Annotated in this window: 20 protein-coding genes; 9 read left to right on the forward strand and 11 right to left on the reverse strand. The window is 72.1% G+C overall.

Annotated features, from left to right (window positions below; genetic code table 11):
* From ABFX46_RS13010 to ABFX46_RS13030, 5 genes are all read left to right on the forward strand, one after another.
* Positions 1-565, forward strand: a 565-nt coding sequence (locus ABFX46_RS13010; protein ID WP_346042154.1) for an HNH endonuclease signature motif containing protein, incomplete at its 5' end; no start/stop codon positions are given.
* Between the two features lie 1195 nt (positions 566-1760).
* Positions 1761-2702: a DUF1731 domain-containing protein gene (locus ABFX46_RS13015; protein ID WP_346042699.1), complete on the forward strand. Its 942-nt coding sequence runs from the start codon at positions 1761-1763 to the stop codon at positions 2700-2702.
* Positions 2703-2795: 93 nt separating this feature from the next.
* Positions 2796-5300 carry an ATP-dependent Clp protease ATP-binding subunit gene (locus ABFX46_RS13020; RefSeq protein ID WP_346042156.1) on the forward strand — a complete coding sequence of 835 codons (2505 nt, stop codon included), beginning with the start codon at positions 2796-2798 and terminating at the stop codon, positions 5298-5300.
* 51 nt (positions 5301-5351) lie between these two features.
* On the forward strand, positions 5352-5906 hold the full coding sequence (locus ABFX46_RS13025; protein WP_346042157.1) for a CGNR zinc finger domain-containing protein: 555 nt from the start codon (positions 5352-5354) through the stop codon (positions 5904-5906).
* Positions 5903-6343 carry a phosphatase domain-containing protein gene (locus tag ABFX46_RS13030; RefSeq protein ID WP_346042159.1) on the forward strand — a complete coding sequence of 147 codons (441 nt, stop codon included), beginning with the start codon at positions 5903-5905 and terminating at the stop codon, positions 6341-6343. The genes ABFX46_RS13025 and ABFX46_RS13030 overlap by 4 nt, the downstream gene beginning before the upstream one ends.
* Positions 6344-6421: 78 nt before the next feature.
* On the opposite strand, the gene ABFX46_RS13035 is transcribed toward ABFX46_RS13030, so the two are convergent.
* On the reverse strand, positions 6422-8026 hold the full coding sequence (locus tag ABFX46_RS13035) for a GMC family oxidoreductase (protein ID WP_346042160.1): 1605 nt from the start codon (positions 8024-8026) through the stop codon (positions 6422-6424).
* 403 nt (positions 8027-8429) lie between these two features.
* On the opposite strand from ABFX46_RS13035, the gene ABFX46_RS13040 reads away from it, so the two are divergent.
* A complete protein-coding gene (locus ABFX46_RS13040; protein WP_346042161.1) occupies positions 8430-9539 on the forward strand; it encodes a serine hydrolase domain-containing protein in 1110 nt (369 codons plus the stop codon).
* 260 nt (positions 9540-9799) lie between these two features.
* Here the strand turns inward: ABFX46_RS13040 and ABFX46_RS13045 are convergent, their stop codons facing one another.
* From ABFX46_RS13045 to paaZ, 7 genes are all read right to left on the reverse strand, one after another.
* Positions 9800-10507, reverse strand: a complete 708-nt coding sequence (locus tag ABFX46_RS13045) for a VWA domain-containing protein (protein WP_346042163.1) — start codon at positions 10505-10507, stop codon at positions 9800-9802.
* A 106-nt stretch (positions 10508-10613) separates the two neighbouring features.
* Positions 10614-11705 (reverse strand): 1,2-phenylacetyl-CoA epoxidase subunit PaaE, encoded by a 1092-nt coding sequence (gene paaE / locus ABFX46_RS13050; RefSeq protein ID WP_346042164.1) that lies wholly within the window; start codon positions 11703-11705, stop codon positions 10614-10616.
* Positions 11706-12194: a 1,2-phenylacetyl-CoA epoxidase subunit PaaD gene (gene paaD, locus ABFX46_RS13055; RefSeq protein WP_346042166.1), complete on the reverse strand. Its 489-nt coding sequence runs from the start codon at positions 12192-12194 to the stop codon at positions 11706-11708.
* Positions 12188-13150, reverse strand: coding sequence for a 1,2-phenylacetyl-CoA epoxidase subunit PaaC (gene paaC, locus ABFX46_RS13060; RefSeq protein ID WP_346042167.1), 963 nt, complete (start codon positions 13148-13150; stop codon positions 12188-12190). Before paaC ends, paaD begins: the two co-directional genes overlap by 7 nt.
* A gap of 8 nt (positions 13151-13158) precedes the next feature.
* Positions 13159-13443: a 1,2-phenylacetyl-CoA epoxidase subunit PaaB gene (paaB, locus tag ABFX46_RS13065; protein WP_346042700.1), complete on the reverse strand. Its 285-nt coding sequence runs from the start codon at positions 13441-13443 to the stop codon at positions 13159-13161.
* A complete protein-coding gene (paaA, locus tag ABFX46_RS13070) occupies positions 13443-14393 on the reverse strand; it encodes a 1,2-phenylacetyl-CoA epoxidase subunit PaaA (protein WP_346042169.1) in 951 nt (316 codons plus the stop codon). The genes paaB and paaA overlap by 1 nt, the downstream gene beginning before the upstream one ends.
* Positions 14390-16435 carry a phenylacetic acid degradation bifunctional protein PaaZ gene (gene paaZ / locus ABFX46_RS13075; protein WP_346042171.1) on the reverse strand — a complete coding sequence of 682 codons (2046 nt, stop codon included), beginning with the start codon at positions 16433-16435 and terminating at the stop codon, positions 14390-14392. Before paaZ ends, paaA begins: the two co-directional genes overlap by 4 nt.
* Positions 16436-16530: 95 nt before the next feature.
* Between paaZ and ABFX46_RS13080 the strand changes: the two genes are divergently transcribed.
* A complete protein-coding gene (locus ABFX46_RS13080; protein WP_428831250.1) occupies positions 16531-17166 on the forward strand; it encodes a TetR/AcrR family transcriptional regulator in 636 nt (211 codons plus the stop codon).
* Here ABFX46_RS13080 and ABFX46_RS13085 read toward each other — a convergent pair.
* From ABFX46_RS13085 to pdhA, 3 genes are read right to left on the reverse strand one after another with little or no spacing between them, the layout of a single operon-like run.
* Positions 17153-18472, reverse strand: coding sequence for a dihydrolipoamide acetyltransferase family protein (locus ABFX46_RS13085; RefSeq protein ID WP_346042173.1), 1320 nt, complete (start codon positions 18470-18472; stop codon positions 17153-17155). The genes ABFX46_RS13080 and ABFX46_RS13085 overlap by 14 nt on opposite strands.
* Positions 18473-18522: 50 nt before the next feature.
* Entirely contained in the window at positions 18523-19527 is a 1005-nt protein-coding gene (locus tag ABFX46_RS13090; RefSeq protein ID WP_346042175.1) for an alpha-ketoacid dehydrogenase subunit beta, read from the reverse strand.
* A complete protein-coding gene (gene pdhA, locus ABFX46_RS13095) occupies positions 19524-20696 on the reverse strand; it encodes a pyruvate dehydrogenase (acetyl-transferring) E1 component subunit alpha (RefSeq protein WP_346042176.1) in 1173 nt (390 codons plus the stop codon). The genes ABFX46_RS13090 and pdhA overlap by 4 nt, the downstream gene beginning before the upstream one ends.
* A 108-nt stretch (positions 20697-20804) precedes the next feature.
* On the opposite strand from pdhA, the gene ABFX46_RS13100 reads away from it, so the two are divergent.
* Together ABFX46_RS13100 and ABFX46_RS13105 are read left to right on the forward strand one after the other, a co-directional pair.
* The gene (locus ABFX46_RS13100; protein ID WP_346042177.1) at positions 20805-21320 is read left to right on the forward strand and encodes an Lrp/AsnC family transcriptional regulator; all 516 of its coding nucleotides are present in this window, start codon (positions 20805-20807) and stop codon (positions 21318-21320) included.
* Between the two features lie 52 nt (positions 21321-21372).
* Positions 21373-22179: an SAM-dependent methyltransferase gene (locus ABFX46_RS13105; protein ID WP_163062491.1), complete on the forward strand. Its 807-nt coding sequence runs from the start codon at positions 21373-21375 to the stop codon at positions 22177-22179.
* The last annotated feature ends 14 nt before the right edge of the window (positions 22180-22193 follow it).

A 22193-nucleotide genomic window follows, 5' to 3' on the forward strand; every position in this document is an offset into this window, starting at 1 on the left:
CGGCACCGACGACCACCGCGACCAGGCCGAACGCACCGCCGCAGCGTTGAGCAGCGTCCTGTCGGGCGGGCACAAGGCCACCAAGGTCACCGTCATCTGCGACCTGGACACCCTCACCGGCGGCACCACACCCGCCCGGCTGGCCGACGGAACACCCATCCCCGCCGCCCAAGCCCGCCGCATCGCCCTGGCCGCCGGGGTCTCACCCCTGCTGCTCGGGCGCGGGCACATTCCGCTCTACCTTGGGCGCGCCGAACGGTTCGCCAGCCCGGGGCAACGCCGCGTCCTGGAGACTCTCTATCCCACCTGCGCCGTCGAAGGCTGCGAAGTCCCCGGCACCCTGGCCGAGGTCGATCACGTCCGCGGCTGGGCCCTCGGATCGGCCACTGACATCGACCAACTCGCTCTGTGCTGCGGATGGCACAACAGGTACAAAGCCGCCAACCCCGACCACCTCGATATCAGCCGGGGACCGGACGGCCGCTACACCTACCGCCTCCACCCACCCGGCACCCGGGTTCTTCTCGCCCCGGGTCGCCCGCCGCCCTGGCAGCAGGCCGCCTGATTGCGGGGCTCGCACCCAGGCGCGAGGAGTGTGCCGACGACGTTGTTGCCTTCAAGGACGGCAGCGTCCTTCCCCGGCATGCGCACCATTGGGCGTGGTCGATCATTCATCGACCACGCCTGGGGGTGGGTGAGTGCGGTCGCCGGGCCGCACCTGACCGGTGAAGCTTCATGCCGGGTGGTTCGGATTACATGCCGTAGCCCCGCCAAGCAGCAGCGAGCTCACGCCAGGCCCTCCCGTGGTCGGCCACCTCCCGTACGGCTCTAGGAGCAGTTCTCCAGGATGGGTCGTCCCGCGTGTGCCTGGCATGGATGGTGCTGTCGGGCGAGGCGACCCTGCCGGTTTGAACGTGGCACGGTGCCCTCGCGTCAGGCGAAGACTCAACGTGACCGGTCACTACGTCTGGAACAGAGGTCGCCCCTGGGTGCGCCGTCGACGGGCCTGCCAATGAGGAGTGCGGGTTGTCCATGGGAGAACCGCAGATGTCCGCGCGCCCGGAGCGCCGGGGTCACTTGATCTTGGCCGCTGGCATGCGGGTGACCAACCCCTTGGCGCAGGACACGGTGGTCACCTCTTTGGGCGAGGCCCGATGATGGGCGCTGTTCGACGGCATCGACCGGGGCGCATCGTCCCGCCACACGCGGTTCTGGGGGCCAGGTGCTGATGCAACGCCGGCTACGCATTATGCGGGGTTCTGTCTGGGCCGCCTCGGAACTTGTCTTGCTTCAGTTGGCGGTGGTTGTGCGCGGCCCGCCGGCGCGCTGCGCGGTGCTGGAGGGCCGCGCAGCAGACTGCCGAGCAAAAGGCTATGCCGTCGCCACAACGCGTCCCTCCCACCTCCGTCAGCATCAACCGACGGTGTGCTCCGAGAACGCCGAGACGCCCAGGTGGGGGTTGGAGCGGGTGCCGTCCCGGGTGACGCGTCCTTGCCGTGGCTGTCTGAGTGAAGGCCAGCTGCGTTGGGTTTGGGCTGAGGGTGGTCCCGTGCCTGTTCGCGACCGCCCTGCTGTGTAGCTGTGTCCTTGGGATCGTGCTGGTCTTCCCTGGCCTGTCGCGCTCTTCTTCGTCAACGCCCAGTACCTGCGGTGGCCCAGCGGGTGCCTAGCGCCGTTCATCGGCGTCGCACTTCTTTGAACGTGTTCAAAAATGGGTTAGGGTCGTGGGGGCGATGGTTGGAGGCGGGATGAAGGTTGTGATGCCCGGTGGTACCGGGCAGGTGGGGACGGTGCTGGAGCGGGCGCTTCGGGCGGCGGGGCATGAGGTCGTGGTCTTGACCCGGCGGCCCGGGGGGCCTGGGCAGGTCGGGTGGGACGGGCGGACGCTCGGGGCCTGGGCCGAGGTGATCGACGGCAGCGATGTCGTGATCAACTTGGCCGGGCGCAGTGTCAGTTGTCGGTACACGCCTCGGAATCTGCAGGAGATGATGGATTCGCGGGTGCTGTCCGCGCGGGTCGTCGGGCAGGCGATCGCAGCGGCTGCGCGGCCGCCGCGGGTTTGGCTGCAGATGAGTACCGCCACCGTCTACGCCCATAGGTTCGACGCCGCCAATGATGAAGCGACCGGTGTGATCGGTGGCGGCGAGGTCGGGGTGCCGAAGTACTGGGCCTACAGCGTCCGGATCGCTGAGAACTGGGAGCGGGAGCAGGAGAGGGCCGAGACGCCGTCCACTCGTAAGGTGGCGTTGCGGGCGGCCATGGTGATGAGTCCAGACCGCGGGGGCGTCTTCGATGTCCTGTCGTGGCTTGCGCGGCTCGGGCTCGGGGGGCCGGTCGCCGGGGGTGCGCAGTATGTGTCGTGGATCCATGATCGGGACTTCGTCCGGGCGGTCGAGTTCCTGATCGGACGGGACGACCTGGCCGGGGCGGTGAACCTGGCCGCTCCGGAGCCGCTGCCGCAGCGGGTGTTCATGCGCGCGCTGCGGGGTGCGTGGGGGGTGCCGGTCGGCCTGCCCGCGACGACATGGATGGCGGAGATCGGAGCATTGGCCCTCCGGTCCGACACCGAGCTGCTCCTGAAGAGCCGCCGCGTCGTCCCCGGCCGGCTCGCGGACGCGGGGTTCGCGTTCGAGTGGCCGCGGTGGCGGGAGGCCGCGGATGATCTCGTGCGGCGCCGCCGGGGCGTGCGCGCGGGGGCGTGAAGGAGGGGCGGGCTCTGGTTTCTGCGGGCCCGCCACGGGCACGTGAGTCACCATTGCTATGACGTGTCCTTCGACGACCGGGGGGTTTCGGAGATGACCGCGGGATGGTACGGGGCCGGGGGGATGGATCCCTTCGAGGAGATGCTCGCCCGGTTCTTCGGCTCGCGCGCGCACCGGCGGCCGCAGGAGCGGATCAGCATCGCGCGGCTGATGAGCGAGCCGGCGCGGGAGCTGGTGCGGGACGCGGCGGCGCAGGCGGCGCAGTGGGGCAGCGTCGATCTGGACACCGATCATCTGCTGTGGGCGGCGACGCGGCAGCAGGGGACGCGGCAGTGGATCGTGCGGGCCGGGGCCGACCCGGACAAGATCAAGGACGAGATCGAGAGCCACGGGCGGCGGGGGGAGCCGCGGGACGTCCCGCCGGAGCTGACCCCGTCCGCGAAGCGGGCGCTGCTCGACTCGCACCAGGTTTCGCGGGCGCTCGGGTCGTCGTATATCGGGCCCGAGCACGTGCTGTTCGCGCTGGCGCTCGACCGCGGGTCCAGCGCGGGGCGGATCCTTGATCATGAGCATGTCACGCCGGATTCGCTGCAGCAGGCGGCGACCGGCGGCGGGCCGGGGCAGCCGCCCGGCGGCGGGGGCGGCGGGCAGCCGTCCGAGACGCCCACGCTGGACGAGTTCGGCCGCGACCTGACCGCGCTGGCGCGGGAGGGGCGGATCGACCCGGTGATCGGGCGGCAGCAGGAGATCGAGGAGACGGTCGAGGTGCTGTCGCGGCGCACCAAGAACAATCCGGTGCTGATCGGCGACCCGGGCGTCGGGAAGACGGCGATCGCCGAGGGGCTCGCGCAGCGGATCGTCGACGACGACGTGCCGGAGACGCTGCGGGGGAGGCGGATCGTCCAGCTGGATCTGAGCGGTCTGGTGGCCGGCACTCGGTACCGGGGTGATTTCGAGGAGCGGCTCAAGAAGGTCGTGGACGAGATCCGCGAGCACGGCGACGAGCTGGTCGTGTTCATCGATGAGATCCACACGATCGTGGGCGCGGGAAGCGCCGAGGGCGCGGTGTCCGCCGGGAACATGCTGAAGCCGCCGCTGGCGCGGGGCGAGCTGCACGTGGTCGGCGCGACGACCATCGACGAGTACCGGCGCAACATCGAGAAGGACGCGGCGCTGGAACGCCGGTTCCAGCCGATCCTGGTGTCGGAGCCCAGTCCCGATGACAGCATCGAGATCCTGCGCGGATTGAGGGACCGGTATGAGGCGCACCATTCCGTGCGGTTCACCGATGAGGCGCTCGTGGCGGCCGTCGATCTCTCCAGCCGGTACCTCACCGACCGGTTCCTTCCCGACAAGGCCATCGATCTCATCGACCAGGCGGGGGCCCGGGTGCGGCTCCGGTCGGGGACGCGGGACGGCGGCCGCCGCGAGCTGGAGCAGCGGCTCGACCGGCGGCGCCGGGAGAAGGACCAGGCCGTCGCGGACGAGGACTACGAGAAGGCGTCGGAGCTGCGGGACGAGATCGGCCGGCTGCAGAAGGACCTGGAGACGGCGCGCGACGACGACGCCCCCGTGACCGTCCCCGAGGTGACGACGGAGGACATCGCCGAGGTCGTGTCGCGCATCTCCGGCGTGCCGGTCACGCAGCTCACCGAGATGGAGCGGGAGCGGCTGACGCGGCTCGAGGAGCACCTGCACCAGCGCGTCGTCGGGCAGGAGGACGCGGTGGCGGCGGTGGCGCGGGCCGTCCGGCGGTCCCGCGCGGGCATGGGCGACCCGGACCGGCCGATCGGCGGGTTCCTGTTCCTCGGGCCGACCGGCGTCGGCAAGACCGAGCTGGCGAAGGCCCTGGCGGAGGCGCTGTTCGGCAGCCAGGACCGGATGATCCGGTTCGACATGAGCGAGTTCCAGGAGCGGCACACCGTCAGCCGGCTGATGGGCGCCCCGCCCGGATATGTCGGGTACGAGGAGGCGGGGCAGCTGACGGACGCCGTCCGGCGGCAGCCCTACTCGGTCATCCTGCTGGACGAGATCGAGAAGGCGCACCAGGACGTGTTCAACGTCCTGCTCCAGCTCCTCGACGACGGCCGGCTGACGGACGCGCAGGGCCGCACCGTCGACTTCCGCAACACCGTGGTGATCATGACGTCCAACCTCGGCTCGGAGCTGATCACCGGGACGACGGAGATCGGGTTCGGCGGGCGCGACGGCGAGGGGAGCGGGCTCAGCGACCGGATCATGCGGCGGCTGCGCGAGTCGTTCCGGCCCGAGTTCCTCAACCGGATCGACGAGATCATCGTGTTCCGGCGGCTGGAGGCGGGGCAGCTCCGGCAGATCACCGACCTGCTGCTGGACGAGACGCGCCGCCGCCTCCGCGCCCAGGACGTCGACGTCGACTTCACGACCGAGGCCGTCGACTGGCTCGCCGAGCGCGGCTACCAGCCGGAGTTCGGCGCCCGGCCGCTGCGGCGCACGATCCAGCGCGAGGTGGACGACCAGCTGGCCGACCTGCTGCTGTCCGGCGACCTGGAGCACGGGCGGCATGTCGAGGTGTCGGCGGTGAACGGCGGGCTCCAGTTCGACGTGACCACGGAGTAATGGCTATAGTCTCCCTATAAGCCTTACAGAGCTGTATGGGGGGTGCCTGCCTTGCTCATTTCCATCGCCGACTACGCGGCGGGTGCCGAGGTCGCCAACGGGCTGGTCAGCACGTCGCCGGAGGTGCGGGGGGCCGAGGCGCTCTCCGGGCCCGCCGACCTGGCCGGCCTTCTCGCGGCGTACGACTTCCGGACGCCCGCGGTCGAGGACGTCGAACAGGTGCGCCTCCTCAGGCGTGAAGTGCGCGCCGTCATGGAGGCCGATACCGAGGAGCGGGCCGTGGAGGGCGCGGCGCTGATGGCCGGGCATGCCGGGCTCGCGCCCGTGCTGCGCCGCGACCCGTCCGGGCGGTGGCAGTGGTACGTGCCCACGGCCCGGGACGCGTCGCTCGTCGGCGAAGTGGCGGCCGTCGTCGGTGTCGCGCTGCTCGGGCTCGTCCGGGCGCTCGGCCATGAACGCTTCCGCACGTGCGCCGCGCCGGGCTGCGGGGGCGTGTTCGCCGACGCCAGCCGCGCCGGACGCCGCCGCTACTGCATGCCGGAGCGGTGCGGCAACCGGATGAACGTCGCCAACCACCGCGCGCGCCGCCGGGAGGAGGTCCGATGACCGCATCGCTCACCGGGGCCATCCGGCTGCCGGACGGCGCCTGGATTCGGGGGCGCGGCCTTCGCCATCCGATGCCCGATGGGCCCGAGCCCGTCTTCGGTCTCTACCTCGGCTCCGCGAAACTGCGGCGCCGCCACGAACCCGACCTGCGCTGGGACGCGGCCTGGCTCGACTGGCCCGATTTCCGGCTGCCGCGCGACCGGGACGAGGCCGTCCGGCAGATCCGCGCCCTGCACGAGCGGGCCCGCGCGGGCGAGGCGGTGGAGGTCGCGTGCGGCGGCGGCGTCGGACGCACCGGCACCGTCATCGCGTGCCTCGCCGTCCTGTCCGGGGTGGACCCGTCCGGCGCCGTCGCCTGGGCGCGCGAGCACCACCACCCGCGCGCCGTCGAAACGCCCTGGCAGCGACGCTGGGCGGCCCGCTTCCCCAGCACCTGACCCATTGACCTGCGGCGTGTTGTTGTTATACGGCCGCTCATAACAACAACACGCCGCAGATCAACGGAGTCGGGGTGGTCAGGCGTCGAGGATCAGGGTCGCGGCGTGCTCGCCGATCATCATGCTCGGCGCGTTGGTGTTGCCGCCGATGATGCTCGGCATGATCGAGGCGTCCGCGACTCGCAGGCCCTCGATGCCGCGCACCCGCAGCGCCGGGTCGACGACCGCGCGCTCGTCCGCGCCCATCCGGCAGGTGCCGACCGGGTGGTAGACGGTCGTCGCGCGGTTCGGCAGCTCCTTCGCCATCGCGGCGCGGTCCGGGTAGGAGGGGCCGGGGGACAGCTCCGCCTTGACGTCGCCGGCGATGGCCTTGTTCGCCATGACCTCGCGGACGAGGTCGATGCCGTCCAGCAGCAGCCGGGCGTCGTCGGGCTCGGACAGGTAGCCGGGGTCGATCACCGGCGCGGCGGACGGGTCCGCCGACCCGAGCCGGACGGTGCCGCGGCTCTTCGGGTAGATCAGCGTCGGCATGATCGTCAGCGCGGGCCGCTTGTCGACCTTGTGGCGCACCGGCGCGTCCTGGTTCGGGAACGGGTACGACCACGGCAGCGCGTGGATCTGCAGGTCGGGGATGTCGCCGGCCTGCCCGGTGCGGACGAATCCGACCGCCTCGAACACACTGCGGGCGACCCACGTCCCGCCCTTGGTCCACTCCTTGGCGACGCCGCGCCCGAAGTAGGGCGCGGTGCCCTTGTGGCGGGCCGTGTCCATGATGAACGTCATCGGCACGAACATGTGGTCGTGCAGGTTGTCGCCGACGGGCAGGTCGGCGTGCACCTCGATGCCGTGCTCCCGCAGGTGCGCGGCCGGGCCGACACCGGACAGCATCAGCAGCTGCGGCGAACCGAACGCGCCCGCCGCCAGCACCACTTCCTTGGTGGCCCGGATCGTCCCCGGCCCCTTCTTCGTGACGACCTCGACACCGGTCGCGCGGCCCTTGTCGATCACGACGCGGCCGACAGTGGCGCCGGTCAGCACGGTCAGGTTCGCGAGCCCGTGGTCGTCCAGGTAGCCGACGGACGAGCTGTAGCGCAGGCCCTTGTCGATGCTCTGCTGGAAGATGCCGGCGCCCTCCTGCTCCGCGCCGTTGTAGTCGTCGTTGCGCTTCACCCCGGCCGTCTCGATCAGCGCCTCGATGAACGCCTCCGAGGCGGGCGTCAGGTCGCGCTGCCGGGTCACCTGGATCGGGCCGCCGGCGCCGCGCAGCTCACTGGCGCCGTCCTCCCAGTTCTCCATGCGCTTGTAGCTGGCGAGGACGTCGTCGTAGCCCCAGCCGTCGCAGCCGTCCGCGGCCCAGTCGTCGTAGTTCCTGCGGTGCCCCCGCACGAACAGCATCCCGTTGATCGACCCGGAGCCGCCGAGGACCTTCCCGCGCGTCTGCGGGATCTTCCGGTCGAGCGCGTGCTTCTGCGGGGCGGAGTAGAAGCCCCAGTCCAGCTTCTTCTTCAGCTGCGGGACGTTGTGGAAGACGGCGATCAGCCCCGGCTTGCGGACCAGCGGCGTCCGGTCCGGGCCGCCCGCCTCCACGAGGACGACGCTGGCCCCCGAATCGGCCAGTCGCCGCGCCAGCACGCATCCCGCGCTCCCGGCCCCCACCACGACGTAGTCGGCGGTCTGGTCCATGGTCTTCCTCTCACGGCGGCGCCCGCGCACGCGCGGACGACCCCAGTCGAGGGCCCGCGCCTGGCCCGATCGGCACCGCCGTGCAGGCGGGAATGGGTGCGGCGATCGTAAGTGGCCGGGGACGCCCGGCCAACCCCTGTCCCGATGACCGGAACCCGTACGGGGCACCGGGGGTCTGCTCCACCACGGCTCCGGGTGATCGCCCCAATGTGCCGCCGGGCCGGCGTGCTTAGCGTCAGAGGGCATGAACAGGACGAGGCAGACTGCGAAAAGACAGGCCGCGACGAGACCGACTGGGGCGAGACAGACCGGGGCGAGACAGACCGCGACGAGACCGACTGGGGCGAGACCGACTGGGGCGAGACCGACTGGGGCGAGACAGGCTGCTAGGCGGGTTGCCGTTGTGCTGGTCGCGGCGGCTGCGGTCGCCGCCGTCGGGGCGGTGCCGTCCCCGGCCGGCGCCGCCTCTCGCTGCGGCGACCACGACGCGACGCGCGCCGCGCTGGAGCGCATGACGGGCGTGTACCGCCTCACCGGCGCGGCCGTGCGGATCGACGATCCCCGCTGCGGCGCGTGGACGGCGGCGAGCGGCGTCGCCGACCGGCGGACGCACCGGCCCATGCGCGCCGGCCTGCGGACCCGCATCGCCAGCGTCACCAAGACGTTCACGGCGACGACCGTGCTCGCGCTCGCCGCCGAGCGCCGGATCTCGCTGGACGCCCCGGTCGAGCGCTACCTGCCCGGCCTGCTCGACCGGAACGGCTACGACGGGCGGACGATCACCGTGCGCAGCCTGCTGCGGCACACCAGCGGACTGCCCGACCACATGGACACCTTCCGCACCACCGACGAGTTCCGCTTCCGCCACTTCGAGCCGGAGGAACTGGTGGCCCGCGCGCTGACCCGGACGCCGCCGGGAGGGGACTGGTACTACTCGACCACCAACTACGTCATCGCCGGGCTCATCGTGGAGCAGGTCACCGGACGCACGCTGGAGGACGAGGTCGCCCGGCGCTTCATCACGCCGCTGCGGCTCCGCGACACCTACTGGCCGGGCGACGAGACCCGCATCCGGGGACCGCATCCGCACGGCTACGTCCGCGGCAAGGACGGTTCCTACGCCGACTACACGGCGTTCAACACGACGGTCGCGGGGGCGGGCGGCGCGCTGATCTCCAGCCCGCGTGACGTGAACGCCTTCTTCGGCGCCCTGCTGGGCGGACGGCTGCTGCCCCCGGCGATGCTCGCGGAGATGCAGCGGACCGTCCGCGCCGATCCCGACCGCGTGTGGGAGGGCGCGCACTACGGCCTCGGCCTCATCCGGACGTCGCTGCGCTGCGGCGGCGCGTGGTGGGGGCACGCGGGCGGCACCGACGGGTTCACCACGTTCGCCGGTGTGGGGCCGTCCGGCCGCCGCGTCACCGTGATGTTCAACGAGAACGCGCCGACGGTGGAGGCGTGGAACGACGAGCTGGAGATCGTCCAGGCCGCCCTCTGCGAGGTGGAGCGATGAGGGTGATCCGCTGGACGGCGGCCGCAGCACCCCGGTCGACTGCGGCCGGCCCGCCGGTACCTGGAGCAAAGGCGCCGGTCTGACGCACCGCTCCTATGACCGTGCCGTCGTGTTCGCCAAGGACCTTGCGGCCCGGTGCGCGCGGACGGACCGCGACCTCCTGCAGCACATCGACTTGCTGACCGGTCGGCTCCCCGCGCGCGACCTGGTCTGCGCGTCCGAGTAGCCGTGTGTCAGTGCCCCCCTGCCGTGCGGGCGGCTCAGCGGAGGATGCCGGCGGTGCGGGCGTCGGTGAGCCACGACGGGAACTCGTTCATCAGCCTTGCGTAGAGCTCGTCGTCGGCGATGGCCTTCGGCTCCGGGCCGGCAGGGAAGAAGTCGGCGTTGTCGATCGCGCGCTTGCGCGGGACGGGCAGGTCGTCCAGCTTGCGGAGGAACTTGAACTCGTCGTCGCCGAACCCGACGAACTGCCAGAAGATCGGGAGTGTGGACGCGTCGCAGAGGGTCTTCTGGGCGGCCGTCCGGGAGTCGGGCGATCCGTCCGTCTGGAAGATGACGAACGCGGGCGCGGCGGGCGCGGTGGCCCGGTAGTGGTCGATGACCGCCTGCATCGCGGCGGCGTAGTTCGTCGTCCCCATGTGGCCGAGGCGTTCGTGCTCCTCGTTGATCCGGCCCTGGTAGCGGGTGAGGCTCACCTCCACCGCCGGGTGCGCGATCTTGTCGAAGAACACGACGGGGACGACGCCGTCGTCGTCCAGGTGCGCGGCGAGCGCGAGGGCCTGCTCGGCCAGGTGCTGGACGGTGCCGTCCTTGTAGTAGCGGCGCATCGACCCGGAGCGGTCCAGGACGAGGTAGACGGCGGCGCGCTCCCCGCCGAGCCCGCGCTTCTCCAGGTTGACCTTGGCGGCCTTGTAGAGGCTGACGAGGCCGGGCGCGGTCGACTGCACCTTGTCCAGGCTGATGGGCATCGGGGAAGCTCCTCCACGGGTGACGTGAACGTCCAAGGATGCACCGTCATGCCAGGTCGGCGCAGGGTTCTGCCGGATCCGGCCGGTGTGAGCGGCCGCCGGCGCGTCAGGAGTCGTAGTCGACGGTGACGTGCGGGGTGGCCGGGGTGGACTGGCAGGTCAGGATGTAGCCGGCGTCGACTTCGGCCGGGTCGAGGGCGAAGTTGCGGTGCATGTCCGCTTCGCCCTCGACGACCCGGGCGCGGCAGGTGCCGCAGACGCCGCCCTTGCAGGCGAAGGGGAGGTCGGGGCGGATGCGCTGGGCGGAGTCCAGGATCCTCGCGTCCTCGGGCTGGGTGAGGGTCGTGGAGCGGCCGTCCAGGATGACCGTGACCTCGCACGCCGGGCCGGTCGGGGCCGACTGCCTCCGGTTCGGCTCGGGCGGGGCCTCGTCCACGAAGAACAGCTCCTGGTGGACGCGGTCGCGCGGCACGCCGAACCCCCGCAGGACGTCGCGGGCGTCGGTGACCATGCCGAACGGGCCGCACAGCCACCAGTGGTCGACGTCGGCGACCGGGACGAGGAGGGGGAGCAGCGTGCGGAGCCGGCCGGCGTCGAGGCGTCCGCTGAACAGCTCGGCCTCGCGCGGTTCCTGGGAGAGGACGTGCACGAGCTCGAAGCGGCCGGGGTGCGCGTCCTTCAGGTCGGCGAGCTCGTCGGCGAACATGACCGTGCCGCTGCGCCGGTTCCCGTACAGGACGGTGACGCGGGCGCCGGGGTCGGCGAGCGCGGACGCGGCGATGGAGATGACCGGGGTGATCCCCGAGCCGGCGGCGATCAGCACGTGGTGCGCGGCCGTGGTCTCCAGGCTGACCGTGTCCGGCGTGAAGGTGCCCGACGGGGGCAGGACGTCGACGACGTCGTCCGGCCGCACGTCGTGGACGAGCCAGGACGAGAACAGGCCGTCCGGGATCTCCCGCACGCCGATGCGCGGCGCGGCCCCGGCGGGCGCGCAGATCGAGTAGGAGCGGCGCTCCTCCCGCCCGTCGATCGTGCGGCGGAGCGTGAGGAACTGGCCGGGGCGGAAGGCGTAGACGTCCGCCAGGTCCGGCGGCACGTCGAACGTGACCGCGACCGCGTCGTCGCACAGGCGCTCGACGCCCGCGACGCGCAGCGCGTGGAACCCGGCGCGGCGCGGGGCGACCTCGGTGAGCGTCACTCAGATCTCCTTGAAGTGCTCGAACGGCTCGCGGCAGGCGTCGCAGCGGCGCAGCGACTTGCAGGCCGTCGCGCCGAACCGGGACAGCTCGACCGTCTCGGCGGAGCCGCAGTGCGGGCAGCGGATGCGCCGGGTCGGGCCCAGCGTGAGGGGGATCGGGCCGGACGCGCGGCGGGGTGCCGGGCCCGGGGGCGCGATCCCGGCCTCGTGCAGCTTGCGGCGGCCCGCGGCGCTGATCCAGTCGGTCGTCCACGGCGGGTCCAGGACCGTGCGGACCCGGACGTCGGTGTACCCGGCGTCGGCGAGCCGGTGCCGCAGGTCGGCGCGCATCGTGTCCAGGGCCGGGCAGCCGGTGTAGGTCGGCGTGATCGTCACCTCGACGCGGCCGGTCTCCTCCGTGACGTCGCGCAGGACGCCCAGTTCGGCCAGCGAGAGCATCGGCAGCTCGGGGTCGGTGACCGTCTCGGCGATCGTCCGGGCGCTCACCATGCCGCCCCCGGATGGTCGCGGGCGAGGCTTTGCATCTCGGTGAGGAGGCGGGCCAGCGCGGGCGAGTGCGCACCGTCCCGTCCGGCCAGGTGCGCCGGGACGGGCCCGGGACGGCGGAGGGTCGCCCTCGCCAGCACCTCGTCGAGGACGGCGTCGAACTCCGCGCGGACGTCGGCCGGGTCGACGGCGACACCGGCGCCGGCCAGCAGCCGCTCGACCTCGTGCGCGGTGAACAGCTCGCCGGTGTGCGGCCACAGGTCGTCCAGCGCCCGCTGCGCGCGCTCGTGCGACAGGTCGGTGCCGTCGCCGAGCCTGATCGTCCACAGCGCGGCGTGGTCGCGGTGGTAGGCGACCTCCTTGACGCCCTTCGCCGCGATCGCGGCCAGGACCGGGTCGCGGGACGTGGTGAGGTGGTCCAGGAGCGCCAGCCGCCACGTCGCGAACAGCAGCAGCCGGACGGTCGAGTGCGCGAAGTCGCCGTTCTCCACCTCGGCCAGGCCGACGTTGCGGAAGTCGGACGCGTCCCGGAAGTAGGCGAGGTCGTCCTCGCCGCGGCCCTTGTCCTCGGCGACGCCGGTGCGGGCCAGCAGCAGCCGGGCCTGGCCGAGCAGGTCGAGCGCGATGTTGGCGAGCGCGACCTCCTCCTCCAGCTCGGGTGCGTGCGTGCACCACTCCTGGAGGCGGTGCGACATGACGAGCGCGTCGTCGCCGAGCATCAGGCAGTACGCGGCCAGCGCGCCGCGGTCGACGCCGTCCGGGACGGACGGGTCGATCCCGGCGAGCGGGTCGTCGAAGCCGGTGCCGAACGCCCAGCGGGCGTCGTCGCTCTCCTCGGAGAGCGCCTCGAACGGGTTGTCCGACGATGGGTTGTGCGACGACGGGTCGTGCGACGACGGGTCGTGCGACGACGGGTCGTGCGACGACGGGTTGTGCGACGACGGGTACTCAGGCGACATCGGGAGCCTCACATATGCGGGACGTTCTCGGGGATGTCGTAGAACGTCGGGTGCCGGTAGACCTTGTCGCCGCTCGGGGCGAAGAAGGGGTCCTTCTCGTCCGGGCTGGACGCGGTGATGTCCTCCGACCGCACCACCCAGATGCTGACGCCCTCGTTCCGCCGCGTGTAGAGGTCGCGGGCGTTGCGCAGCGCCATCTCGGCGTCGGGGGCGCGCAGCGAGCCGACGTGCACGTGGTTCAGCCCCCGCTTGCCGCGGACGAACACCTCGTAGAGCGGCCAGTCCTTCTCCATCACGCCACCTCCTTGCGGGTTTGCTTCGCGGCGTACGCGGCGGCGGCCTCGCGCACCCAGGCGCCTTCCTCGTGGGCCTTGCGGCGCCGCTCGATCCGCTCGGCGTTGCAGGGGCCGTCGCCGCTGATGACGCGCTTCAGCTCCGACCAGTCGATCTCGCCGAAGTCGTGGTGGCCGCGCTCCTCGTTCCAGCGCAGGTCCGGGTCGGGGAGCGTGACGCCGAGCGCCTCCGCCTGCGGGACGGTCATGTCGACGAACCGCTGCCGCAGCTCGTCGTTGGTGTGCCGCTTGATCTTCCAGGCCATCGACTGCGCGGTGTGCGTGGAGTCGGCGTCCGGCGGGCCGAACATCATCAGGGACGGCCACCACCAGCGGTTCACGGCGTCCTGCACCATCTCCCGCTGCGCGCCGGTGCCGCGCATGAGGGTCATCAGCAGCTCGTAGCCCTGCCGCTGGTGGAACGACTCCTCCTTGCAGATCCGGATCATCGCGCGGGCGTAGGGGCCGTAGGAGCTGCGGCACAGCGGCACCTGGTTGCAGATTGCGGCGCCGTCCACCAGCCAGCCGATCACGCCGACGTCCGCGAACGTCAGCGTCGGGTAGTTGAAGATCGACGAGTACTTCTGCTTCCCGGAGATCAGCTTGCCGGTGAGGTCGGACCGGTCGGCGCCGAGCGTCTCCGCCGCCGAGTACAGGTACAGGCCGTGGCCGGCCTCGTCCTGCACCTTGGCGAGCAGGATCGCCTTGCGGCGCAGCGACGGCGCGCGGGTGATCCAGAGGCCCTCCGGCTGCATGCCGATGATCTCCGAGTGCGCGTGTTGCGCGATCTGCCGGATCATCGTCGCCCGGTACTTGTCGGGCATCCAGTCGCGCGGCTCGATCCGCTGGTCGCGGTCGATCGTCCGCTCGAAGTGCTCCTGCTCCGGCCGGGTCTCCCGCGCCTCCGTCATGCCTCCTCCTCCGGACGCTTGGCCACGAGGGTCAGGACGTCGTACGTCGCGACGACGGCGCCGTCCTGCCGCGTGACCTCGGTGTCCCAGCGGACCTCGCCGTAGCCGGCGTTCTCGCGCGGGGTGATCTGCTTGGCGGTGAGCTTCACCGTCAGCTCGTCGCCGGGGAACGTCGGGGCGAGGAACCGCAGGTTCTCCAGCCCGTAGTTCGCGAGGACGGGGCCGGGCTCGGGCGAGACGAACAGGCCCGCCGCGAACGAGACGACGAGGTATCCGTGCGCGACCCGGCCGCCGAAGAACGGGTTCGCCTTGGCGGCCTCCTCGTCCATGTGCGCGTAGAAGGTGTCGCCGGTGAACTCGGCGAAGTGCTCGATGTCCGCAAGGGTGACGGTGCGGGGACCGGCCACGACCGTGTCGCCGATCCGCAGCTCTTCGAGGTGCTTGCGGAACGGGTGGACGCCGGTCTCGGTGCGGGACGTGCCCGGCGTCCAGCGCCCGGTGATCGCGGACAGCATCGACGGCCCGGCCTGGACGGCGGTGCGCTGCATGTGGTGCATGACCCCGCGCATCCCGCCCATCTCCTCGCCGCCGCCCGCGCGTCCCGGGCCGCCGTGGACCAGGCCCGGCATCGGGGAGCCGTGCCCGGTGGACTCCTTCGCGTCCTCCTCGTTGAGGACGAGCAGCCGCCCGTGCCAGGGCGCGGCGCCGATCACGACCCGGCGCGCGAACTCGGGGTCGGCGGTGACGACCGAGCCGACGAGGCTGCCCAGGCCGCGGGCCGCCAGCGCGACGGCCTGCTCTGCGCCGCCGTCGTAAGGGAGAAGGGTGCTGACCGGGCCGAACGCCTCGACCTCGTGCGGTTCGGGACGGTCGGTGTCGTCCACGCGCAGCAGGATCGGGGACATGAACGCGCCGCGCTCGGCGTCGGCACCGACCACCTCGACGCGGTCGGGGTCGCCGAACACGATGCGGCCCGCGTCCAGGAGCTTCTTCAGCTGCCGGCGGACCTCGTCGCGCTGGTCGAGGGTGGCGAGCGCGCCCATCCGGACGTCCGGGTCGGACGGGTTGCCGATCTTCACCCGCGCGAGCCGCTCGCTCGCCGCCTGCGCGACGTCGTCCATCAGCTCGGACGGCACCAGCGCGCGCCGGATGGCCGTGCACTTCTGGCCCGCCTTCACCGTCATCTCGGCGACGAGCTGCTTGACGAACAGGTCGAACTCGGCCGTGCCGGGACGGGCGTCCGGGCCGAGGATCGAGCAGTTCAGCGAGTCGGCCTCGGCGTTGAACCGGACCGACCGCCCGGTCACGACCGGGTGCTCGCGCAGCAGCCGCCCGGTCGCGGCCGACCCGGTGAACGCGAGGACGTCCTGCTCGGTCAGGTGGTCGAGCAGGTCGCCGGGGTCGCCGCAGACGAGCTGGAGCGTGCCCTCCGGCAGGATGCCCGACTCGATGATCAGCTCGACCAGCCGCGCGGACAGGTACGCCGTCTGCGGCGCCGGCTTGACCAGGCTCGGCATCCCGGCGAGGAACGCGGGCGCGAGCTTCTCCAGCGGGCCCCACACGGGGAAGTTGAACGCGTTGATCTGCACGGCGACGCCCTGCAGCGGCGTGCAGATGTGCCGTCCGGCGAACGTGCCGCCCTTGCTCAGCGGCTCCACGTCCCCGTCGACGAGGACGGTGTCGTTGGGCAGCTCGCGCTTGCCCTTGCTCGCGTACGCCAGCAGGACGCCGATGCCGCCGTCCACGTCGATCTTGGAGTCGGCGAGGGTGGCGCCGGTGCGGGCCGACAGCGCGTACAGCTCGTCGCGGTGTTCGCGCAGGTGAAGCCCGAGCTTCTTCAGCAGGGCGGCGCGCTGGTGGAAGGTCAGCTCGCGCAGGGCGGGGCCGCCCGTCCGGCGCCCGTACTCCAGCGCCGCGCCCATGTCGATGCCGGTCGAGGAGATGCGGGCGACCTCCTCGCCGGTGACGGCGTCGGTGAGCGGCGCGCCCTCGTCCGGCGGGACATGCCATGCGCCGGAGGTGTAGCTGGGCAGCGGAGCCATCGGCCCTCCTCGAATTACTGACCGTACGTTCAGTCAGATATTAACCCGGGGAAGGGCCCGGGGAGAAGAGCCGGACCGGCCCCGGCGCTGCGATAATGGCCGCCGTGAGCACTGTGGGCGGCGGGCGGGCGAACCGGCGCGGGCGGCCCGGATACGACCGGGAGTCGCTGCTGCGGGTCGCCGTGAAGGTGTTCAACGAGCGCGGCTACGACGGCACCAGCATGGACGACCTGGCGAAGCGGCTCGGGATCGGCAAGTCCGCGATCTACCACCACGTCTCCGGCAAGGACGAGCTGCTCCAGCTCGCCGTCGACCGGGCCCTCGACGGGCTGTTCGCCGCCGCCGCGGAGACCGCGGCCGTCGAGGGGCGCGCGATCGACCGGCTGGAGCACCTCGTCCGGGCCAGCGTCGCCGTCCTCGTCGAACAGCAGCCGTTCGTCACGCTGCTGCTGCGGGTGCGCGGCAACACCGCCGTCGAGAAGCGGGCGCTGGCCCGCCGCCGCGAGTTCGACCACCTGGTGTCCGGGCTGGTCGCGGAGGCCGAGGCGGACGGCGACATCCGCCCCGACATCGACCCGGCGATCGCCGCGCGGCTGCTGTTCGGGCTCGTCAACTCGCTGATCGAGTGGTACCGGCCGCGCGGCGGCGCGAGTGGAGGGGAGATCGCCGACGCGCTCTGCAAGGTCGCGTTCGACGGACTGCGCCGCCGCGCGGAACCTAGCGGTGGGTGACCAGCACTTCGGGACGCTCCACGCAGTCGGCGACGAACCGCAGGAAGCCGCCGGCGACGCCGCCGTCGCAGACCCGGTGGTCGAAGGTGAACGACAGCTGCGTCACCTTGCGCAGCCTGACCTTCCCCTTGTGCGCCCACGGCTTGTCGGTGATCCGGCCGACGCCGAGCATGGCGGCCTCGGGGTGGTTGATGATCGGGGTCGAGCCGTCCACGCCGAACACGCCGTAGTTGTTGAGCGTGAACGTGCCGCCGGTGAGGTCGCTCGGGGACAGGCGCCCCTCGCGGGCCGCCTCCGTCCGCTCCCTGAGCGCGGCGGCGAGTTCGGCCAGCGTCATCGCGTGCGCGTCGCGGACGACCGGTACGACCAGGCCCCGGTCGGTCTGCGCCGCGAACCCGAGGTGGACGTGCGGCAGCTGGACGATCTCCTGCCGCTCGGTGTCCACGTAGGCGTTGAGCTCGGGGAAGCGGCGCAGGCCCGTCACGCAGACGGCGGCGAGCAGCGCCAGCATGCCCACGCGCGCCTCCGGGTCCGCCTGCGCGATCTTGTTCTTGAGCTTGACCAGGCGGGTCGCGTCGACGTCGACCCAAGTGGTGGCGTCCGGGATCTCGCGGCGGCTGCGCGACAGCTTGTCGGCCATCGTCCGCCGCACGCCCTTGAGCGGGACGCGCACGACGTCGGCGTCTTCGTGGCGCGTGCCGTGGGTCGGGGTGGTGGTGGGGGCGGTGTCGGACGCGGCGTTGGCGATGGCCTCTTCCACGTCCCGGCGCAGGATGACGCCGCCGGGGCCGGTCGGGGCGAGTGCCGCGACGTCGATCCCGTTCTCCTTCGCCAACCGTCGCACCACGGGCGAGATGACCCGCGGCACCCCGTTGTGAGACGCGGTCGCCGCCTGGACCGGCGGCGCGGACTGTGCGGACGGCGGTTTCGGGGTGCGGCGGCGTGAGCGGCGGTTCGTGGATGTTCCGTAGCCGACGAGGACGTTGCCGGACCCGGCTCGCTCCTCCTCGCGGTATTGCTCCGCCGCCGCGTTCCCGGCGCCGGCCGCGCTGCCATTCGCGGGCGGCGCGGCGGTGACGGCGATCAAGGGGGAGCCGACGTCCACGACGGTGCCGGCCTTGGCGTAGAGCTCGGTGACCGTGCCCGCGACCGGGATCGGGACGTCGACGGCGGCCTTGGCGGTCTCCACCTCGACGATGACCTGGTCGACCGTGACGGTGTCGCCCACGGAGACCTTCCACTCCAGGATCTCGGCCTCGGTGAGGCCCTCGCCGAGGTCGGGCAGCTTGAAGACCGTCGGGCTCACGCGTGTCTCCTGCGGGGGGACGACCCCCCGCACCCCCCGGTTCGCTGCGCTCATGCCGCACCGCCCAGGTAACGCGTGTCGGGGCGGTCGTCGCGCTGGAGGCGGTCGAGGGCGTCCAGGACGCGGTCGACGCCCGGCAGGTGGTGGTGCTCCAGCATCGGCGGCGGGTAGGGGATGTCGAAGCCGGTCACCCGCAGCACCGGGGCCTCCAGGCTGTGGAAGCAGCGCTCCTGGACGCGGGCGGCGATCTCCGCGCCGACGCCCGCGAACCCGGCGGCCTCGCTGATGACCACGCAGCGGCCCGTCTTCCGGACGGACGCGGCCACGGTCGCGTCGTCGAACGGGACGATCGTGCGCAGGTCGATGACCTCCAGGTCCCAGCCCTCGGCGGCCGCCGCGTCCGCGGCCTCCAGCGCGACCGGCACGCTCGGCCCGTACGCGACGACCGTCGCGTCCCGGCCGGGGCGGCGGACGGCGGCGCGGCCGAACGGCTCGGTCCGCTCCAGGTGCTCGATGCCGGACTTCGACCAGTACAGCTTCTTCGGCTCCATGAACACGACCGGGTCGGGGTCCTCGATCGCTTCGCGGAGCAGGGAGTACGCGTCCTCGACCGTCGCCGGCGTGACGACCTTGAGGCCGGGAGTGTGCGCGTAGTACGCCTCGCTGGAATCGCAGTGGTGCTCGACGCCGCCGATCCCGCCCGCGTAGGGGATGCGGATGACCAGCGGCAGGCGCACCCGGCCGCGCGTGCGGTTGCGCATCTTCGCGACGTGCGAGGCGATCTGCTCGAAGGCGGGGTAGGCGAACGCGTCGAACTGCATCTCGATGACGGGCCGGAAGCCGCCCATCGCCATGCCGACCGCGAACCCGACGATCCCCGCCTCGGCGAGCGGGGTGTCGAAGCAGCGGTCGTCGCCGAACTTGGCGGACAGGCCGTCGGTGATGCGGAAGACGCCGCCGAGCGCGCCGACGTCCTCGCCGAACACCAGGACGCGCTCGTCCTCGTCCATCGCCTCGCGGAGCGCCGTGTTGAGCGCCTGGGCCATCGTCGTCATGACAGCGCCTCCTCGGATGACGGCGTCTCCTCGATCTCGGTGCGGAGCTGGGCCCGCTGCTCGTCCAGCTGCGGGTCGGGGGTGCCGTAGACGTGGTCGAACAGCCCCAGCGGGACGAGTTCGGGGTCGGCGTTCATCCGGTCGCGGAGGCGTCCGGCGAACTCCTCCGCCTCGGCGGACGCCGCCGCGACGTCCTCGTCGGTGAGATGCCCGCGCCGCCGCAGGTAGGACTCCAGGCGGGCGACCGGGTCGCGTTTCCGCCAGGCGTCGGCTTCGGCGTCCGTGCGGTAGCGGGATGCGTCGTCGGCGTTGGTGTGAGGGTCCAGCCGGTAGGTGTGGGCCTCGACCAGGAACGGTCCATGGCCGGAGCGGGCGTGCTCGACGGCCGCCGACAGGACGGCCAGCACGGCGACCGGGTCGTTCCCGTCCACCCGTTCGGAGCGCACGCCGTAGCCGATGCCCTTGTAGGCGAGGGAGGGCGCGGCGGTCTGCCTCTCCAGCGGCACCGAGATGGCGTACTGGTTGTTCTGCACGAAGAACACGACCGGCGCCTTGAAGACGGCGGCGAAGTTCAGCGCCTCGTGGAAGTCGCCCTCGCTGGTGGCGCCGTCGCCCACGCAGGCGAGCGCGACCCGTCCCGTCCCCTTGCGCCGCTCCGCGTACGCGAGGCCCGCCGCGTGGACGGTCTGCGTCGCGAGCGGCGTGCACTGCGGCGCCGTGTGGTGGACCTGCGGGTCGTATCCGCAGTGCGCGTCGCCCCGCAGCAGCGACAGCACCTCGACCGGGTCGATGCCGCGCGACACCAGCGCCATCGACTCCCGGTAGGTGGGGAAGAACCAGTCGCCGTCCTCCAGGACGAGCACCGAGCCGACCTGGCACGCCTCCTGCCCGTGGCTGGACGGGTACACCGCCAGCCGGCCCTGCTTGGTGAGCGCGGTCGCCTGCGCGTCGAACCGCCGCCCGACGACCATCGCACGGTGCGCCCGGCGCAGCAGCTCCGGATCCGGGACCGCGTACCGCTGCTTCCCGCGCACGGCCGCTCCGCCGTCGGTCAGGAACCGCACGGGCTCCGCCGAGGGGAGCAGCGCCTCGACCCGGCCCGCCTCGATCCGGCCCGCTTCGACCCGGCCCGACTCGGCCCGGGGTGTCTCAATCCGGCCCGCCGCCATACGCCTCCACCTCCGCACTCGATCGGTGCTAGGAATATGAACCAGATCGGCCATAGGTCTCAATAGACGGCCAAAAACCAGGACATACGGCCAACCAGTGGAGCATTCATGGACCATCTGTCTCCTGATACCCCACCGCTCGCCGGACATGACGGACGTTCGGCGGCACCGCTCGACGACCTCGATCGCGCGATCATCCGCGAGCTGCGCGCGGACGGCCGCATCTCCATGCGCGCCCTCGCCGAGAAGGTCAGCGTCTCCCGCTCCAACGCCTACACGCGGGTGGAGCGGCTCATCGCCGACGGCGTCGTCACCGGGTTCGCCGCGCAGGTCGACCCCGTCCGGGCCGGCCTCGGGACGGCGGCCTACGTCCTGGTCAACATCGAGCAGAACTCCTGGCGCAAGGTGTCGGCCGAGCTCCGGACGATGGCCCATGTCGAGCACCTGGCGTTCGTCGGCGGCGACGTCGACCTGGTCATGCTCGTCCGCACCCCGGACAACGCCTCGCTCCGCGATGTCGTGCTGGCCCGCATTCACGCGGTCGAAGGCGTCCGCGCCACCCGGACCTGGCTCATCTTCGACGAGATTCCGGCGGAACCCGCCGAGCGCGAAAGGCGTTCATGATCGCGTAGCCTGGTGGGGCCGTGAGCCCCCGCCCTCGCGGCTGTGAGGAGAAATGGTGGCAGCTGACCGGCCGCAGCCGAGCGGTTTCGACCCAAATGTGCCGAATATCGCCCGAATGTACGACTATTACCTGGGCGGCAAGGACCATTACACGGCCGACCGCGCCGCCGCGGAGGCGGCGATCGAGGCCGATCCGACGCTGATCACCCTGATCCGGGAGAACCGCGCCTTCCTCGGCCGCGCCGTGCGGTACCTCGCCGAGCAGGGCATCGACCAGTTCCTCGACATCGGCACCGGGCTCCCGACGCAGCAGAACGTCCACCAGATCGCGCAGGCGGTGAACCCCAAGGCCCGCGTCGCCTACGTCGACTACGACGGGCAGGTGGTCGCGCACGGCCGCGCGCTGCTCGCCGACTCCGAGGGCACCCGGATGATCGTCGGCGACGTCCGCGACCCGCAGGCGATCCTCGGCAACGCCGAGGTGCGGCGGCTGCTCGACTTCGACCGGCCGATCGCGCTGCTGCTCGTCGCGACCCTGCACTTCATCCCGGACGAGGACGACCCGCCCGGCATCATGGCCGAGCTGCGCGACGCGCTCCCCTCGGGCAGCCACCTGGTGCTGACCCACGCGTCCGCCGACGGCGTCCCCGACGTGGTCGCCAAGGTCGTGGAGGTCTACAAGCGGACGTCCGCGCCCGGCACCCCCCGCACCCGCGAGCAGGTGACCGGGCTGTTCGGCGACTTCGAACTGCTCGACCCCGGCCTCGTGTGGGCGCCGCTGTGGCGGCCGGAACGGTCCATCTCCCTGGAGGAGGCGCTTCCGGTCTGGTTCTACGCGGGCGTCGGCCGCAAGCCCTGAGCCCCGGCGGCGGG

The sequence above is a fragment of the Actinomadura chokoriensis genome (assembly GCF_039529475.1).
Lineage (GTDB): Bacteria > Actinomycetota > Actinomycetes > Streptosporangiales > Streptosporangiaceae > Spirillospora > Spirillospora bangladeshensis.

Bases quoted from the DNA above. Each gene is read 5' to 3' on its own strand.
- ABFX46_RS13015 (WP_346042699.1), top strand. From the start codon at position 1,761: ATGCCCGGTGGTACCGGGCAGGTGGGGACGGTGCTGGAGCGGGCGCTT.
- ABFX46_RS13020 (WP_346042156.1), top strand. From the start codon at position 2,796: ATGACCGCGGGATGGTACGGGGCCGGGGGGATGGATCCCTTCGAGGAG.
- ABFX46_RS13030 (WP_346042159.1), top strand. From the start codon at position 5,903: ATGACCGCATCGCTCACCGGGGCCATCCGGCTGCCGGACGGCGCCTGG.
- ABFX46_RS13035 (WP_346042160.1), bottom strand. From the start codon at position 8,026: ATGGACCAGACCGCCGACTACGTCGTGGTGGGGGCCGGGAGCGCGGGA.
- ABFX46_RS13045 (WP_346042163.1), bottom strand. From the start codon at position 10,507: ATGCCCATCAGCCTGGACAAGGTGCAGTCGACCGCGCCCGGCCTCGTC.
- paaD (WP_346042166.1), bottom strand. From the start codon at position 12,194: ATGGTGAGCGCCCGGACGATCGCCGAGACGGTCACCGACCCCGAGCTG.
- paaC (WP_346042167.1), bottom strand. From the start codon at position 13,150: ATGTCGCCTGAGTACCCGTCGTCGCACAACCCGTCGTCGCACGACCCG.
- paaB (WP_346042700.1), bottom strand. From the start codon at position 13,443: ATGGAGAAGGACTGGCCGCTCTACGAGGTGTTCGTCCGCGGCAAGCGG.
- paaA (WP_346042169.1), bottom strand. From the start codon at position 14,393: ATGACGGAGGCGCGGGAGACCCGGCCGGAGCAGGAGCACTTCGAGCGG.
- paaZ (WP_346042171.1), bottom strand. From the start codon at position 16,435: ATGGCTCCGCTGCCCAGCTACACCTCCGGCGCATGGCATGTCCCGCCG.
- ABFX46_RS13080 (WP_428831250.1), top strand. From the start codon at position 16,531: ATGGCCGCCGTGAGCACTGTGGGCGGCGGGCGGGCGAACCGGCGCGGG.
- ABFX46_RS13090 (WP_346042175.1), bottom strand. From the start codon at position 19,527: ATGACGACGATGGCCCAGGCGCTCAACACGGCGCTCCGCGAGGCGATG.
- pdhA (WP_346042176.1), bottom strand. From the start codon at position 20,696: ATGGCGGCGGGCCGGATTGAGACACCCCGGGCCGAGTCGGGCCGGGTC.
- ABFX46_RS13100 (WP_346042177.1), top strand. From the start codon at position 20,805: ATGGACCATCTGTCTCCTGATACCCCACCGCTCGCCGGACATGACGGA.
- ABFX46_RS13105 (WP_163062491.1), top strand. From the start codon at position 21,373: ATGGTGGCAGCTGACCGGCCGCAGCCGAGCGGTTTCGACCCAAATGTG.